This is a genomic window from Pseudoalteromonas sp. CO342X (assembly GCF_004208915.1).
Lineage (GTDB): Bacteria > Pseudomonadota > Gammaproteobacteria > Enterobacterales > Alteromonadaceae > Pseudoalteromonas > Pseudoalteromonas maricaloris.
Genome location: NZ_SGPH01000040.1, coordinates 332699 through 348249 on the forward strand (window position 1 = coordinate 332699; position 15551 = coordinate 348249).

The 15551-nt window shown below is 42.3% G+C and carries 15 protein-coding genes; 14 read left to right on the plus strand and 1 reads right to left on the minus strand.

The window, feature by feature from the left end:
• The first annotated feature begins 1 nt into the window (after position 1).
• The 11 genes from hisD to EXT47_RS20435 all read left to right on the plus strand — a co-directional run bounded on the left by hisD (position 2) and on the right by EXT47_RS20435 (position 9633).
• Entirely contained in the window at positions 2-1297 is a 1296-nt protein-coding gene (gene hisD / locus EXT47_RS20385) for a histidinol dehydrogenase (RefSeq protein WP_039495265.1), read from the plus strand.
• Entirely contained in the window at positions 1290-2357 is a 1068-nt protein-coding gene (hisC, locus tag EXT47_RS20390) for a histidinol-phosphate transaminase (protein ID WP_130127432.1), read from the plus strand. Before hisD ends, hisC begins: the two co-directional genes overlap by 8 nt.
• The gene (gene hisB / locus EXT47_RS20395; RefSeq protein ID WP_130127433.1) at positions 2354-3415 is read left to right on the plus strand and encodes a bifunctional histidinol-phosphatase/imidazoleglycerol-phosphate dehydratase HisB; all 1062 of its coding nucleotides are present in this window, start codon (positions 2354-2356) and stop codon (positions 3413-3415) included. Before hisC ends, hisB begins: the two co-directional genes overlap by 4 nt.
• Positions 3412-4002 (plus strand): imidazole glycerol phosphate synthase subunit HisH, encoded by a 591-nt coding sequence (gene hisH, locus EXT47_RS20400; RefSeq protein ID WP_039495270.1) that lies wholly within the window; start codon positions 3412-3414, stop codon positions 4000-4002. Before hisB ends, hisH begins: the two co-directional genes overlap by 4 nt.
• Before the next feature lie 11 nt (positions 4003-4013).
• Positions 4014-4748 carry a 1-(5-phosphoribosyl)-5-[(5-phosphoribosylamino)methylideneamino] imidazole-4-carboxamide isomerase gene (locus EXT47_RS20405; protein WP_039495271.1) on the plus strand — a complete coding sequence of 245 codons (735 nt, stop codon included), beginning with the start codon at positions 4014-4016 and terminating at the stop codon, positions 4746-4748.
• Positions 4730-5503, plus strand: coding sequence for an imidazole glycerol phosphate synthase subunit HisF (gene hisF, locus EXT47_RS20410; RefSeq protein ID WP_010377140.1), 774 nt, complete (start codon positions 4730-4732; stop codon positions 5501-5503). Before EXT47_RS20405 ends, hisF begins: the two co-directional genes overlap by 19 nt.
• A complete protein-coding gene (gene hisIE / locus EXT47_RS20415; protein WP_039495273.1) occupies positions 5500-6111 on the plus strand; it encodes a bifunctional phosphoribosyl-AMP cyclohydrolase/phosphoribosyl-ATP diphosphatase HisIE in 612 nt (203 codons plus the stop codon). Before hisF ends, hisIE begins: the two co-directional genes overlap by 4 nt.
• A gap of 219 nt (positions 6112-6330) precedes the next feature.
• Entirely contained in the window at positions 6331-6831 is a 501-nt protein-coding gene (locus tag EXT47_RS20420) for a hypothetical protein (protein WP_039495275.1), read from the plus strand.
• 391 nt (positions 6832-7222) lie between these two features.
• The gene (locus EXT47_RS20425) at positions 7223-8014 is read left to right on the plus strand and encodes a dermatopontin-like protein (RefSeq protein ID WP_039495277.1); all 792 of its coding nucleotides are present in this window, start codon (positions 7223-7225) and stop codon (positions 8012-8014) included.
• A gap of 115 nt (positions 8015-8129) precedes the next feature.
• Positions 8130-8891 (plus strand): glycosyltransferase family 25 protein, encoded by a 762-nt coding sequence (locus tag EXT47_RS20430; RefSeq protein ID WP_130127434.1) that lies wholly within the window; start codon positions 8130-8132, stop codon positions 8889-8891.
• Positions 8892-9084: 193 nt separating this feature from the next.
• Positions 9085-9633 (plus strand): YkvA family protein, encoded by a 549-nt coding sequence (locus tag EXT47_RS20435; protein ID WP_130127435.1) that lies wholly within the window; start codon positions 9085-9087, stop codon positions 9631-9633.
• A gap of 91 nt (positions 9634-9724) precedes the next feature.
• Here EXT47_RS20435 and EXT47_RS20440 read toward each other — a convergent pair whose 3' ends face one another.
• Positions 9725-11503 carry a M61 family metallopeptidase gene (locus EXT47_RS20440; RefSeq protein ID WP_130127436.1) on the minus strand — a complete coding sequence of 593 codons (1779 nt, stop codon included), beginning with the start codon at positions 11501-11503 and terminating at the stop codon, positions 9725-9727.
• A gap of 178 nt (positions 11504-11681) precedes the next feature.
• Between EXT47_RS20440 and EXT47_RS20445 the strand changes: the two genes are divergently transcribed.
• From EXT47_RS20445 to xni, 3 genes are all read left to right on the plus strand, one after another.
• Positions 11682-13214 carry a GGDEF domain-containing protein gene (locus EXT47_RS20445; protein WP_130127437.1) on the plus strand — a complete coding sequence of 511 codons (1533 nt, stop codon included), beginning with the start codon at positions 11682-11684 and terminating at the stop codon, positions 13212-13214.
• Positions 13215-13317: 103 nt separating this feature from the next.
• A complete protein-coding gene (gene ppnN, locus EXT47_RS20450) occupies positions 13318-14661 on the plus strand; it encodes a nucleotide 5'-monophosphate nucleosidase PpnN (protein ID WP_130127438.1) in 1344 nt (447 codons plus the stop codon).
• Between the two features lie 5 nt (positions 14662-14666).
• A complete protein-coding gene (xni, locus tag EXT47_RS20455; RefSeq protein ID WP_039495286.1) occupies positions 14667-15437 on the plus strand; it encodes a flap endonuclease Xni in 771 nt (256 codons plus the stop codon).
• Positions 15438-15551: the final 114 nt, after the last annotated feature.

The following is a 15551-nucleotide window of genomic DNA, read 5'->3' on the forward strand; positions in this document are numbered from 1 at the left end:
CATGTTTGATTGGCAGCAAGCCACCAGCGAGCAACGCAGCGAATGCTTGAGCCGTCCTGCGGTCAAAGTGGGTGATAAGGTAAAAGCGGCAGTTGAAAAGATAATTGATAACGTCGCTCGCAATGGTGACACCGCGTTACTAAGTTATGCCGAGCAGTTTGACGCCCGTGTTAGCCCAAGAATACGGGTAACAGGAACAGAACTTATTGAAAGCGAATTTGCGTTAGCACCTGAACTTAAAAGTGCTATTGACCAAGCGTATAGCAACATTAAAAAGTTTCACCAGTTGCAGTTACCACAAAGCAAGAAAATAGAGACTCAGTCAGGTGTGACCTGCGAGCTCAGATATCAAGCGATAGAAGCCGTGGGTTTGTATGTACCTGGTGGTAGCGCGCCACTGCCTTCTTCTGTCTTGATGCAAGGGGTGTGTGCGCAGCTAAGTGGTGCAAAAACAATAGTGTTGGCGACGCCAGTCAAAGGTGATTGCCAAATACATCCTGCGATTTTGTATGCGGCTAAATTGTGTGGTGTTACCGATGTGATTGAATGTGGTGGTGCAGGTGCAATTGCTGCCATGGCGCTAGGTACTAACAGCGTACCAAAAGTGAACAAAATTTTTGGCCCAGGCAATAGCTTTGTCACAATGGCAAAACAGCTGCTTTCTCAGTCAGTGCCGGGACTTGCGATTGATATGCCGGCAGGCCCTTCGGAGGTGTTAGTGATTGCAGATAAGGGCGCTAACCCAGAATTTATCGCCGCCGATCTACTTTCTCAAGCGGAGCATGGGGAAGACTCGCAAGTCATATTATTGGCGTCTGACAGTCAACTAATCGAAGAAACTGAAGCTGCAATCGAGCGTCAACTAAGCAAGCTTAGTCGCGCTGATATTGCCAGAGCTGCGCTTAAAAACAGCACGCTGATTTTAGTTGAGAGCATAGAGCAAGCATTTGAGATCTCAGCAGAGTATGGGCCAGAGCACCTTATTTTACAGATAAGAGATGCAGAGCGTTTCCTGCCGCTAGTAAAAAACGCGGGCTCAGTATTTGTTGGTGACTATACGCCAGAATCAGCAGGTGACTATGCGTCAGGCACCAACCATGTATTGCCGACCTATGGTTATTCAAAAACCTATTCAAGTTTAAATCTGATGGATTTTTATAAGGCTTACACCGTGCAAAGCATTACTAAAGAAGGGTTGAGTAAGTTAAGCACAGCGATTTTACCTTTGGCACAAGCTGAGGGCCTAGATGCACACGCGAACGCCGTTAAAGTGAGGTTGGAGAATAATAATGACTAATATTGCGCTACCAAATAACATTGAAAAGCTTAAGGCCTACAGTTCTGCGAAAAGTGCAAAGCTAACAGGCACCACGTGGCTCAATGCCAATGAAAGTCCATACGCTCGTGTGCTTGAAATGCGCTTTGATAACTTAAACCGTTATCCAGATCCGCAGCCACAAGCGGTAATTGATGCCTATGCAGGCTACGCAAAGGTCGATCAAACAAATGTACTGATGACACGTGGTGCCGATGAAGGCATTGAGTTATTAGTACGCACATATTGTGAACCGGCCAAAGATAGCATTGCAATCTTTATCCCTACTTATGGTATGTACAAAGTTACGGCAGACACCCACAACATCGCTATTAATGAATTAAGCCAAGATCAGCTTGCCGATGACGATGTGGATACACTAACCGCTGCAATTGGCGACGCTAAACTTGTCTTCGTTTGTAATCCAAATAACCCAACCGGTGCAATGCAACCTGCCAGCAAAGTCGCTGCACTTGCCGATAAGCTTAAAGGCCGTGCAATCGTGGTCGTTGATGAAGCTTATATTGAGTTCTGTGAAGAAAAAACCTGTGTTGAGCTTATCAAAGAATTCTCGAACGTTGTTGTGCTGCGTACGCTATCTAAAGCGTTTGCACTGGCAGGTCTTCGCGTTGGCTTTATGTTAGCGAGTGAAGTGCTATTGGCACCGGTGAGAAAAGTAATTGCGCCCTATCCTGTTTCTACAGTCGTGGCACAAATAGCAGCAACAGCGTTAACGTCAGATGCGATAACGCAGATGCGCCGGCAAGTCTCTATTTTGAACCTAGCAAAAAAGAAGCTTATACAATGGCTACAAGACAGCGAGTTCGTAAGCGCAATATTATGCGGCGAAGGCAACTTTGTTACTTTACAGCTAACCGACAAACAGTTTGTGGAGCAAGCGATGCGCCAGGGGTTAATCATGCGGCCATTTGTGCTGTTTGGCGAGGACAACTGGTTGCGGATCTCTATCGGCAACGAGCAGGAATTAAAACAAGTAGAAAACTGGCTGACACAATGCCAAGTGACTGAGGAAGTATCATGAGCGCCCCCTATTTATTCATCGACCGCGATGGCACTATTATCGAAGAGCCAATAACCGATAAGCAAGTGGATAGCCTAGAGAAGTTGGCACTATTACCCAATGTGATCCCAGCGTTATTACAACTGCAGTCGTTTGGTTACAAGCTAGTGATGGTATCTAATCAAGATGGTCTCGGTACAGATAGCTTCCCTCAAGCTGATTTTGATGCGCCTCAAGATAAAATGATGCAAATCTTAACAAGCCAAGGGATCCGTTTTGATGAAGTTCTGATCTGTCCTCACTTTGACGAAGACAACTGCCAATGTCGCAAACCTAAAACAGGATTACTCACAGAACTGATGCGTTCTGGTAAAGTGAATCTTAGCAAATCATTTGTTATTGGCGATAGGCAAACCGATATTCAGCTTGCAGAAAACCTCTGCATTGAAGGTATTCTCTACGAAGATAACTGGCCTGCTATTGTGACGCAGTTAACCACCTTAAATCGCAGTGCACAAATTGCTAGAAATACCAAAGAAACACAGATTTCGGTAGCGATAAATCTGGACCAACAAGCCAATGGAGAGATTTCAACAGGGCTTGGTTTTTTTGACCATATGCTAGATCAGATCAGAACTCACGCTAACCTTGGCCTGAATATTCAGGCGAAAGGTGACTTACATATAGACGAGCACCACCTTGTAGAAGATATCGGGATTGCCCTTGGTCAGGCTTTTAAGATCGCGCTTGGTACAAAATCACAAATCGCACGTTATGGCTTTGCGTTGCCTATGGACGAATGTAAAGCAGAATGTCAGTTGGATTTATCTGGACGCGCGTCTTTTGTACTTAATGCTGACTTTACACGAGATAAAGTGGGTGACTTGGATGTTCAAATGGTTGAGCATTTCTTTAAATCCTTCGCGGATAATGCGGCAGTGAGTTTAATTTTGAGCGTAAGCGAAGGTAATGCCCACCACCAAGTTGAAGGCTTATTCAAAGCATTTTCTCGTGCTATTCGTATGGCAATTGCAGCGGATGCGTCACAGCAAATGGCAAGTTCTAAGGGGTGTTTATGATTGCAATTATTAATACTGGTTGTGCCAATATTAACTCAGTGCGTTTTGCATTTGAGCGCCTTGGTGTCACGCCTGAAGTGATCACTGCACCTGAGAAATTAGTCCGCTTTGAACGAGCCATTTTACCCGGCGTCGGCCACGCCAATGTGGCAATGAAGCGCTTAAATGAGCAAGGCTGGGCAGAGGCAATAGCCGACTATCAACGGCCTTTGATGGGGATTTGTTTAGGGATGCAGCTGCTTTGTGAATCGACTGAAGAAGGGGATATTCCGTGCTTAGGTCGCATTCCGGGTAAGGTTGAGTTATTAGAGACTAACGAGTTAACTGCACCGCACATGGGCTGGAATAATCTTCGTGTGGTGAAGCCTCATGCGCTCACTACAGGGCTTAGTGAACAAGACCAAGTGTACTTTGTACACAGTTTTGCGCATACCATCAATCAATCGACACTGGTGTCGGGTGAGTACGGTCAAGCGTTTTCTGCGATTGTTGCAAACGACAATTATGCCGGCATGCAATTTCACCCTGAGCGCAGCGGCAAGGTTGGCGCGCAGCTTTTACAAAACTTTATTAATTGGCAGCTATAAAAGGACGAACAATGATTATTCCCGCTTTAGATGTATTAGAGAACAATATTGTTCGTTTGTATCAAGGCAAGTACGAAACCGCACAGTTTTACCCATTTAATTTAGCCGAGCGTTTACTTGAATACCAAAACGCAGGCGCAGCCAAGCTACATTTGGTGGATTTAGAAGGCGCTCGTGACCCGAGCAAAAAGCAATGGCGCACTATCCAAGCGGCGACTAAGGCTTTATCTGTTCCCTTTCAGGTAGGCGGTGGTATTCGCAGTATTGACGATGTAAAGCAATGGTTAGATGCCGGAGCCGCCCAAGTGGTGATAGGCTCTATGGCGGTAGATAAAAAACAAGAAGTTGCTGCGTGGATTAAAGCATGTGGCGCCGATAAATTTGTGATAGCACTTGATGTGAACAAAACCGAGAGCGGCTGGTCTCCAGCCACTCACGGCTGGCTAAATGATGCGAAAAGCGATCTATTCGAGCTATTAGATTTTTATGTTGAGCAAGGTGTAAGTGATTTTTTATGCACGGACATCAGTAAGGATGGCACGATGACAGGTCCATCGTTTTCCTTATACGAAGACATCACTAAGCATAACAGTGCAATTAAAGTACAAGCATCTGGCGGCGTGAGCTCTCTTGACGATATTGCACGGCTTGCAAAGCAACAAGTAGGTGGAGTGATACTTGGCAAGTCGCTACTTGAAGGTGTATTTAGCGTTGAGGAGGCTTTAGCATGTTATCAAAACGTATAATTCCTTGTTTAGACGTAAAAGACGGTCAGGTGGTCAAAGGTGTTAAATTTCAAGGCCATGAAGTCGTCGGTGATATTCTTGATCTCGCCCAGCGTTATAGCGAGGCAGGTGCTGATGAACTGGTGTTTTATGAGATCAGTGCTAGCGTCGAAAAGCGTTTGCTCGATGTCAATTGGGTCGCTGAAATTGCCAGACATATCGATATACCATTTTGTGTAGCTGGTGGGATTAAATCGGTGGCTGATGCGGCTCGAGTGCTTGAGCAAGGCGCGGATAAGATCTCCATTAACAGCCCTGCCATTGCAAGGCCTGAACTCATTAAAGAGTTACATGACGAATTTGGCAAGCAATGTGTGGTTGTAGGCGTAGACAGCTTTTATGATAAGCAAACTCAAGAATATTTAGTATACCAGTTAACTGGCGATCCGAATGCGGCAAGTCGTACTCGATACAAAACGCAAGAATGGGTCAAACGAGTTCAAGATCTTGGTGCTGGAGAGATTGTACTTAATTGTATGAATCAAGATGGCGTGCGTAATGGCTATGACATAGCGCAGCTCAGCGCGATTAGAGCGCTGTGTAAAGTGCCACTTATCGCCTCTGGCGGCGCAGGCAGTATGCAAGACTTTGTTGATGTATTTAAACAAACTAATGTAGATGGTGCTTTGGCTGCAAGTGTGTTCCATAAAGGTGTAATTGACATTCCAAAGCTCAAGCAGTTCTTAATAAATAATGATGTGGCGGCACGACAATGATAATTAATAAACAAAACATAGCAGAAGTAGATTTTGATAAATCAGCACTCATTCCCGCTATCGTACAAGACGTATTAACCGGGGTAGTGTTGATGCAAGGCTTTATGAACAGAGAAGCCCTTGAAGTGACGCTAGAAAAGCAGCTCGTCACTTTTTATTCGCGTTCAAAATCGCGTCTTTGGACCAAAGGTGAAACCTCAAACAATGTTTTAACCTTGGTGGAAGTACATACCGATTGTGATAAAGACAGCTTGCTGATTTATGCAAAGCCGCAAGGTCCAACTTGCCACCTCGGCAGCGAAAGCTGCTTTGCGGACACCATGCCAGAGCTTGCATTTTTAGGAAAGCTTGAGCGAGTGATTGCCCAGAGGAAAAATGCATCTCCTGAAAGCAGTTATACCGCCTCTTTATTTGCTAAAGACTTAAGTCGTAGTTGTCAAAAAGTGGGAGAAGAAGGGGTTGAAGTGGCGCTGGCGGCGATGAAAAACGACAACGAAGAGTTGCTCAATGAGTCCGCAGACTTACTGTATCATCTTATTGTCTTATTACAGCGACAAGGGCTTACACTCAGTGAGGTGGTCAGTACGCTCAAAGATAGGCATAAGTAATTTGCGCTTTGGGTAAGTAATCCTTTCGCCTATCCCTTCGGTGGCTTGTTCCAGACATCGTGCAGTAACAAGCCAACCTACCACAATCGGGATAAATCTGTAATTAGATCAACCCCTGTTCATATAAATAAGGTAAACTTCTCATAGTCTTACAACTATGCAGTGGCAAAATATTAGTCTAACTTTAATGGTGCGATTGCGAACAGTATGGAACGGTTTATGAAAACAAGATTACTTGGTCTAATGCTGGCAGGGTTGACAGCTGCCGGATGTTCAACATTGACCCCTGAGCAACAAGAGAAGCTCGATGATATGTCTAATTGCGAGAAACTTAATGCACTTCTAAGTGCATCACCCAATGGGTTTTCTGCGCTTAAAGGTGCTGAAGTCGGCGCAAAGTTAATCAACTCTTGGCAGGCCAAGGCACATCTAGTTGGCAATAAATGCCAAATCATAGAAAGCGCTTCTGGAAAATCAAAATATACCTGTTCTGAGCAGTTCAAGGAATACGAAAACGCGGTAAAAATCCATAACTATGCGCAGAGTCTCGCAAAGCAATGTTTAGATCACTCTTGGGTTGGTGATAGCCAAAAGAGTGGCCAGCTAATGCGCACGGAAATTATGTCACCGAGCTCTACTAGCAAAATTGCAATTGAACTAGGCAAAGGCCTCGACAAAGTCACGCCATGGATCGTTACGTTTAATGTGACTGAAAAATAAGATGTAAAATATGGAGAAGCGTTGTGCTTCTCCTACCCTGTCCCCTAGCATTCCTCCTTTGCAATCCACTTCACTTTGTCTGTTTAAGCGTTAATAAATTTTTAATTGTTGCTTTACTCGATTCTAATGTCGCTTCGTGTGGCGTCTTTTATATGAAAATATTGAATAGTAATTGTGGTGTAACGCGATAAAAATTTAGAAAAAATAAGCAGTATATATTTTGAGTGGAGTTGGGATCTGCAACAGTCTATATTTAATTGATGCTTATTATGCATTTCTTTTGTTTTGATGTGTTAATAAAAAGCTTGTTTATTAAAAAAAAGTAGCATTTAATTCAGCTGCTATTTTTGTTGTTAGCGCTAAATTAACTACTATTTTTAAAGGAATTAAGATGAACACATTGATAAAGTTGTCTGCTCTATCCCTCTCTCTTGCTATGTTTTGTAACCCAGCTTCGGCTAATGAACAAGCTAAGCCATTTGAGTATACAGTAAATGGCAGTGTATATGAGATCCCCGCTTCTCAAGCTAAGAATCTAGATGAGATAATTGCGCTAATAGAAACTAATAACGATGTTTCAGGTTATGACGTTACTGAGACTAAGTTAGCAAAAACTGAGCGCACAGAAATTGCCAGTGATTTTTCAACGCTAGCTGGTGGTAACTTACGTGTTTATAGTGAACTCAATACGGGGTATTTAAATGATTTTGACCAAGCATTTACTTACACTTGTCCAAGTAATATGTTTATAAAATCAATTTCAAGCTACCATCAAGATAAACAAGAAGACAGACGTTTTAGCTTAGTCTGTGCAAAATTTACAACGGATAGCGGCAGTCGCATTTATCGTAAAACGACAAAGTGGAGCGGTTACGTAAATTCATACGACCAAGCGTTTAACTTTGTTTGTCCTAATGGTCAATTCTTTGTCGGAATGTCAAGTCGTCACGATAATGGCACAGAAGACCGTTTGTTTAACTTTAATTGCGCATCTATGGCAACCTCGAGCACAGGCGCTGCACTATTCGCTGAATCATGTATTACAACACAATACACAGGCTACGACCAACCTTGGACATTAGGTGGTAATGGTGCAATCATCGGTATGTCAAGTCGCCATGATAACAGAACGGAAGACCGTCAGACTGCAGTGAGTTATTGCTCAGCTGCGAGTGACTGGTAATACTTTCTTATAGAGTAGGGTTAATACCCTACTCTATGTCAGAGTTTCGTCATTTCACTGTCATACAAAAGTCGCACACTCAAAATGTAATTAGTTAGCGGATTTAAGACTCATTGTGACCAAACCGAATATTTTTCTCATCAATTTAGATTCTTGTACTGATAGACTCAAGGAATCTACTCTTCAGTTTGATAAGTACTCTCTACCCTTTAAAAGGATAAGCGCTGTAAAAGGTGCAGAGCTGAGCGCAGACGTTTTAGATACGAGTTATTGTAAGTTAAAAAACGCTAAGCAATATTTCCGGCCTTTAACATTAGGAGAGATAGGTTGTTATTTAAGTCATATAAAAGTACTGAGCAAAATTGTTGAGTTAGAACTGCCCTATGCTTTTATTTTTGAAGATGATTTCCAACTACACGACGACTTAGCACAGATTGACCAACTGATCGCTTCATTGCCATTTGATTGGGATATGATCAAGCTATTTCAATCTCAAAAGAACAAACGCACTCCGATCGCAAGCTTTCCGCTGAATAAATCACTATCGTTATTTATGCAAAATAAGGTACCAGCCGGAACCGTTGCCCAGCTTGTAAGTCTCAAAGGGGCAAAGAAAATATTATCCAAATCAATTCCTTTTGGCAGACCGATTGATATTGATTATCAACATTTTTGGGAAAAAGATCTGAGTGTATTCGTAATGAGTCCTTGTCCTGTTAGCCATGGCGAAAAGTTTGCAAGTACCATAGATAGAGCACCAAGCGCGACAGGAGCAAAGTGGTATTTTTGGCGCAAACAATTGCTACAGATAAATAAGTTTATAAAAAACAAGTTTTATCGCGGGCTGGTTCTCAAACGCTATCAGCGACACTTCTAGTTATGTGCTGGAAACCGCTGTACGCCTTTTGAACAACGGGTTTTACACTTGTACATAATAGAGAAAAATTCGTGTTAAAAGTGTAATTTATGGGAAGACTTCTGAAAAAGATGTGCTAGTATCTAAGATTATTGCAATAAGTTTAACTTTTTGCTTAAACCATTAATAATAACAACGTTGAGGGAGCACAGACGTGTCTATAGAAATCAACTTTGAACTCTCTGATTCAGATCTTGAACACTTCCGTGGAATGATGAAAGCTGCCATTGAAAAAAATGGTAATATTGGTGATGCTGAGATTATCGCTAAAGCGCGTGATTTAGTGGCAACGATGGAAAAATCCAACCTTCCTGAATTTGTAAGCACTCGTCTAATTTCATTACAAACGCTAATTGATGCGGTGTTGGATGAAGAATGGCAAATGCCTGAAGATGAAAAGCGCGAGATCATGGCTGCACTCGCCTACTTTAGTGAGCCAGAAGATATCGTCCCTGATCATATCCCTGTATTGGGCTATGTTGATGATGCGATTATGATTGAACTTGTGTTACAAGAACTGTCGCTAGACTTAAAAGCATACCGTGAATTCTGTGGCTTTAGAGCTACTGAAGAAGCAAGACGTGGTGATAACGCTAAAGTTGACCGTGAAAGCTGGCTTGCGGGTACACGCTCTCAGATCCGCTCTTCTATGCGTAGAAGTCGCTCTAAAAACCGTTCACGCTTCTTCTCTCGCATTATGTAAGTTAAGTTGCCCTAAGTTAAGCTGATTGCGATTAATCTTAGGACTTTGAAACAAAAAGGGCTGATAGTGATCAGCCCTTTTTAATTGCACATTATTTTATTTCATTTGGGTGAGAAACCCCCATCCACGCTCTATAAAGTAACGCTTGCTCGCTTGATGGGTTAGGCGTAAATGTTATTTTTTTAGGCTTATCATGGTCGCGGTCAAGCTTGATTTTCGTATTCATCAACTTATCACGACGGATAAAATCTACCGTGATTGTTTGACCTGGCTTGAAGTTTTCTAAGCTCGCTTTTAAATCTTTACGAACATGGTGCTTATCAAATGCAACGATAAGGTCGCCTGCTGTTAGCCCCGCTTGCCATGCATTTCCATCTCGAGCTACATGGGTCAGCTCCAGTAATTCCCCCTTTTGTCTTGCCATACCATCTAAGCCTGCAATCACTTTTGCCGATTCTGGATAATCATAAACAAGCCCAACTTTGCCGAATAACTTGTCAAAATCTATGTTCGCTGGTGTATCAACATATTCATTCCACCAAGTATTGTAGTCTTGACCAGTAAGCGCTTTTAGGATGTGTTTAACATCTTCACTGGTGAAGCTATTTGGCAATTTATGCTGTTGGTAAAGTGCTTTATGCACGTCACGGTAGCTAATTTTTCCGTTTGATTTTTCGAGTAAGTCGATATCAAGTGCCATGGACACCAACGCACCTTCTGAATAGATATTGGTGCTGTAATTTGTCCCATGGTCACCGCCTTGATTGATCCATTTATCAAGGCTCGTTGCTGCTACTGACTGAACTTGACGACCAGGAGTTTTCAAATGACGATTAACACGCTTAGTCAGCATTTTAAGATATTCGTCATTGGTGGTGATCCCTGCACTTAGCAGCAAGTAATCCTCAAAGTAGCTGGTTGAGCCTTCAGCTAGCCACAACAAATCCGTGTAATTTGGTGCGACGTAATCATAAGGAACCATGCCCGCTGGGCGATAGTTTTTGACATTCCACGTGTGGATGAATTCATGTGCTGCTGTAGAGATAAAACCAATGTAATCATCTCTTTCTTTAAAACTGTCTCTATGTCTTTGAATAATCGTCGAGTTTAAGTGCTCTGTTGCCCCGCGCGCGCCACTGGTTGCATGCACCATAAAGACATAACGGTCATAAGGATAATCGTGCCAAATGAGCGTGCCGGTTTGAACGAGTTTTTTAAGATCCGCGAGCATTTGGTCAACGTCATAGTTGCCCTCGCCCCAAATAACTAATTCATATTTGCGGCCATCTACGTCAAATTTATGCAGCTGATTAATACCAGTTTCAATAGGGGAATCTAACAATATGTCGTAGTTATCGGCTTTGAAGCTGTGTTTTGAATCGGCAAAGTCCATACCAGAGACTGAGCGCCAGCCTTTAGGTACATTGAGTTCAACAGAAACAGGCTCAGATCTGAAAGATTCACTAAACATCAAAAAGCCAGATGCATCGATAAACGCGTGGGTGTCATCTATGTGTCTGGCTCGTAGACCTAACTCATTGGCATAAACCTGATATTTAACCGTCAGCTCGGTAGGTTCGCTAAGGTGTACGCGCCATGTGTTTTTATCAATTTTTTCCCATTTTTGTGCTTGCCCGTTGTGAGATTTCGCATCAAAAAAGCGTACGCCGTTGGCTAAATCCAATATCTCATAGCGACCTGTACGCCAATCTGGAAGTTGCACATCAATGCTTGTTTGTGAGGATTTTGGAAATTTAACTTCTACTTCTGCAAGGTGATGCTGCGGTTGTGTAATTGAAATATGGTAGTCAACGTCAGCATAAACACTAAATGTTGCTGCACACGCTAAGGCAATGAGACTTTTCTTCATTATTTTTGTTTCGGTAATTCGAGATAAAATCAATTTATCAAATCAGCGACTTACACGCGAAGTAATATCGATGAGTAAACAGCAAACTCCGATACTTTACCGTGCTAAATTTCTGCGCATAACAGCGTAATTTGTTGTAGACTTAGTAACTAAGAGATTATTTTATGATTGGAAATCTGTGACTGACAATGCCGTAATGCTCGAGCAGAAATTAAAGCAAGCCATAGAGGCTAGAAAAACGCTTGAGGATGCAAGAAAACAACAAGTTGAACTCCTTACTCAGTTTGCTGCAAAGTTATCCTTAGCTTGCAAAGGGCAAGATGTTTCACTTGATAATCAGTTAGCTAAATTTCGTATTGCACTTAATAAAGGCGTCGATTTTGAGCTGCTTGCGCCTTTTATTGACGCAATTTCCGAGCCGCTAAAGTCACAAGAAGTGACCAATTCAAATAATCAAAAAGCTTTGCAAACAGCAATTCAGCAAAGCGGAAAGTTACTACAGAAGCTGAAGGGATTACCAGATGAGTCGCGTAGAAAGTTGCGTCACTTATTGGACGTAGAACTTGAAGATATCAACTCTACTAACGCTTATATCCCCGCGTTGGAGTCTTTGGTTTCTATCTACCATACAGTTTTACAATCAAAAGTAGAAATTACTGAAGAAACATCTCATAGCCACCACCCAGAACTAGCTGCTGAGCTTCAAGCTTTGATCAACGAATTAATTTTCGAAGATGAAGTAATTGAAAAGGTTAAAGAGATCCGCGCAAGCGTTGCGGAAAACAACAGTTTAGATAATTTATATTCAGCAGCGACAGAAATCATTAAAATTATTGCGCAAACGATTGCCAAAGAGCGCCAATCCGCACAAGGTTTTTTGGTTTCACTGAATCAAACACTGGAAGAGCTACATCGCTCTATTGTTGAAACAACGGCGCGTTCAAAATCAACATCTAAAGAACTTCAGTCGTTAAACAATAAAATAGAATTAAAAATTCAAAACTTAAATCAGCAAACCCAAAACGCCAACTCAATAACTGAGCTTAAAGCCTTGGTCGACAATGAGTTGAAATTATTGAGTGCTGATTTGATAGAGCGTGAAAAGCTTGAAAAACATGAACGAGAGGCGCTGCTTGACTCGTTTGATGCAATTAATAATCGTATTAACACCTTAGAGTCTAAAGTTTCAAATTATAAAAAGCGACTCAGCGAACAAAAGTTCAAAAGCCTATTGGATAGCTTAACTAAGTTACCAAATAGAGCAGCTTTTGATGAGCGTCTAACCCATGAAATGCACCTATTTGAGATAAACGACTCAGATGTAACGCTGGTTGTTATCGACGTCGATCACTTTAAATCTATCAACGACCGTTATGGTCATAGTGCGGGCGACAAAACATTGCAAGTGATCGCACGAGCTCTTAAAAAGTCTATTAGGAAAAGCGATTTTATCGCACGCTACGGCGGCGAGGAGTTTGTTTTGCTAATGCCGGGTATGCCGCTGAATCATGCGCAAAAACCGCTTGAAAAAGTAAGGCAAGTCATTAAATCTATACCATTCAAATTTAAAGAAAAAGAAGTCGAAATTACGATTTCTCTCGGCGCTACTCAGTTTGTCAAAGGGGACACTGCATTGAGTGCCTTTGACCGAGCTGATGCAGCGCTTTATGAAGCGAAAAACAGCGGGCGAGATAGATTGTGTTTTAAGTAAATAGAGTTAACTTGGGCAAAGGCTGAGCGGTGAGACATTATACTCGTCCCCGCTTTGCTCAGTTATACCAATTCGCTGCGCATTACAAACAAGGAGTAAGCCTATGCAAGTAGAGCTAAACCCAACTGGGGTTCTTAACTTATTATCGAGATTGGAAGTCGATTTACTTCAGCAGTCAACCACAAGTGAGAGATATAGGCTTTTTAGAAATTGTGCATTGGCGGTATTGAATGTAGGTAGTCATACTGATTCCAGCTCTGAAATCTACGATAAATATGAAGATTTTGATATCCAGCTACTCGCACGCGAGCGAGGAATAAAAATTGCGTTAAGCAATCCCCCCGAGTCAGCTTTTGTCGATGGTCAAATAATCACCGGTATTCATGAGCACATATTCTCTGTGATCCGCGACATACTTTTTATTTGTCAAAAATACCATGGTGAAAACAAATCGCCGGTAGAAATTACCCATATGGTTTTTGACATGCTGCGTAACGCTGATGCGCTTGAAGTGAATAAAGACCCTAACATGATTGTCTGTTGGGGCGGTCATTCAATCAATGAAGTTGAATACAAGTACACCAAGGAAGTAGGTTATCAACTTGGTCTTCGCGGCCTAAATATTTGTACCGGTTGTGGACCGGGCGCAATGAAAGGCCCGATGAAAGGAGCAACAATTGGTCATGCTAAGCAACGGATCTCGAATAACCGTTATTTAGGCCTTACCGAACCCAGTATTATTGCTGCTGAACCGCCTAACCCTATTGTTAATGAATTAGTGATTTTGCCTGATATTGAAAAGCGTCTCGAGGCGTTTGTACGCATTGCGCATGGCATCATTATTTTCCCAGGTGGTGCTGGAACAGCTGAAGAGCTGCTTTATTTACTGGGGATTTTGTTACATCCAGAAAACGAAAAGCAATGTTTGCCTGTGATCTTAACAGGCCCTAAAGAGTCAGCTGCATATTTTGAAGAACTCAGTGCCTTTGTTGAAAAAACACTCGGGAAAGAAGCTCTGTCTAAGTTTGAGATTATCGTAGACAATCCAGAGCTAGTAGCCAAAAAGCTCAAACAATCGATGGCAACGGTGCGCGAGTATCGTAAGTCCGAAGGTGATGCTTATTACTTTAATTGGACATTAAAGATTGAAAATGATTTTCAGCATCCATTTGCACCTACCCATGAAAATATGTCGGGCTTAGACTTACACCTAGAGCAACCAAAACAATTACTGGCCGCTAACTTAAGACGTGCTTTTTCTGGTATTGTTGCCGGTAACGTGAAAGATGAAGGTATTACAGCAATTAAGCAGCATGGTCCGTATGAACTAAGTGGTGATAAATCACTGATGGCCGATATGGATAAGCTGCTAGGTGCATTTGTGGCTCAGGGGCGAATGAAGCTACCTGGGAGCAAATATATACCGTGTTATAAAATTAAAGCTTAGAGTGAATGAATAATTTGTTGTTAATAGATGCGCTTAACCTTATCAGGCGCATCTATGCTGTTAACGAACCAAAAGGTAATAAAGAACAAGAGGCCCATATAAAGGCCTCTTGTCTTCGTGTAGAACAAGCTACTCGTAGCTTGTTACGTAAAACAGGGGCGACACACGCCGTTGCGGTCTTTGATGGTGATAAGAGTTGGCGTTATCACTTCTACCCAAAATATAAAATAAGCCGCCAACCAATGCCCGAATTCCTAAATCAGAACCTCGATAAGTTTTCAGAAGCGTTCGCAAATGTCGGTGTTAAATCATTTAATCCCGAACATGATGAAGCTGACGATGTCATCGCGACGCTTGCTTGTAAAGCCGCTGCCGCCAATGTCAACTGCACGATAGTATCGACTGATAAAGGCTTCTTACCCCTAATAAATGATGCTATCTCTGTGTACGACTATTTCAAAAAGTCGATAATTTCTATTGAAGATATCAAAAGTCGATTTTCTGTCACCCAAAGCAAGCTCGAAATGTTTTGGGCATTAAGTGGCGACAAGACGAACGATATTCCTGGTGTTACAGGGGTTGGGGTAAAGACGGCGCAAGAGCTACTGGCAAAACATGACGACTTTGAAAGTATGCTAAAAGATGAGACCGTAAAGCCTGCTGCAAAAGCAAAATTAGAGGCCGGAGCAAGCGACTATGTTACCAGCCTTGCACTGGTGACACTAAGAAGAGATATTGAAATTGGCTTTAGTTTGAAGGATATACGAGTGGTTTGAAGGGACTTTTGATTGGCAATGTATCACATCGTCGCTAAGCGCTAGGCGAATGTAGATGACTTTGATATATTGCATACAAGCGTATCTCAGTTTTTGCAGATACAAGGTCCGTTT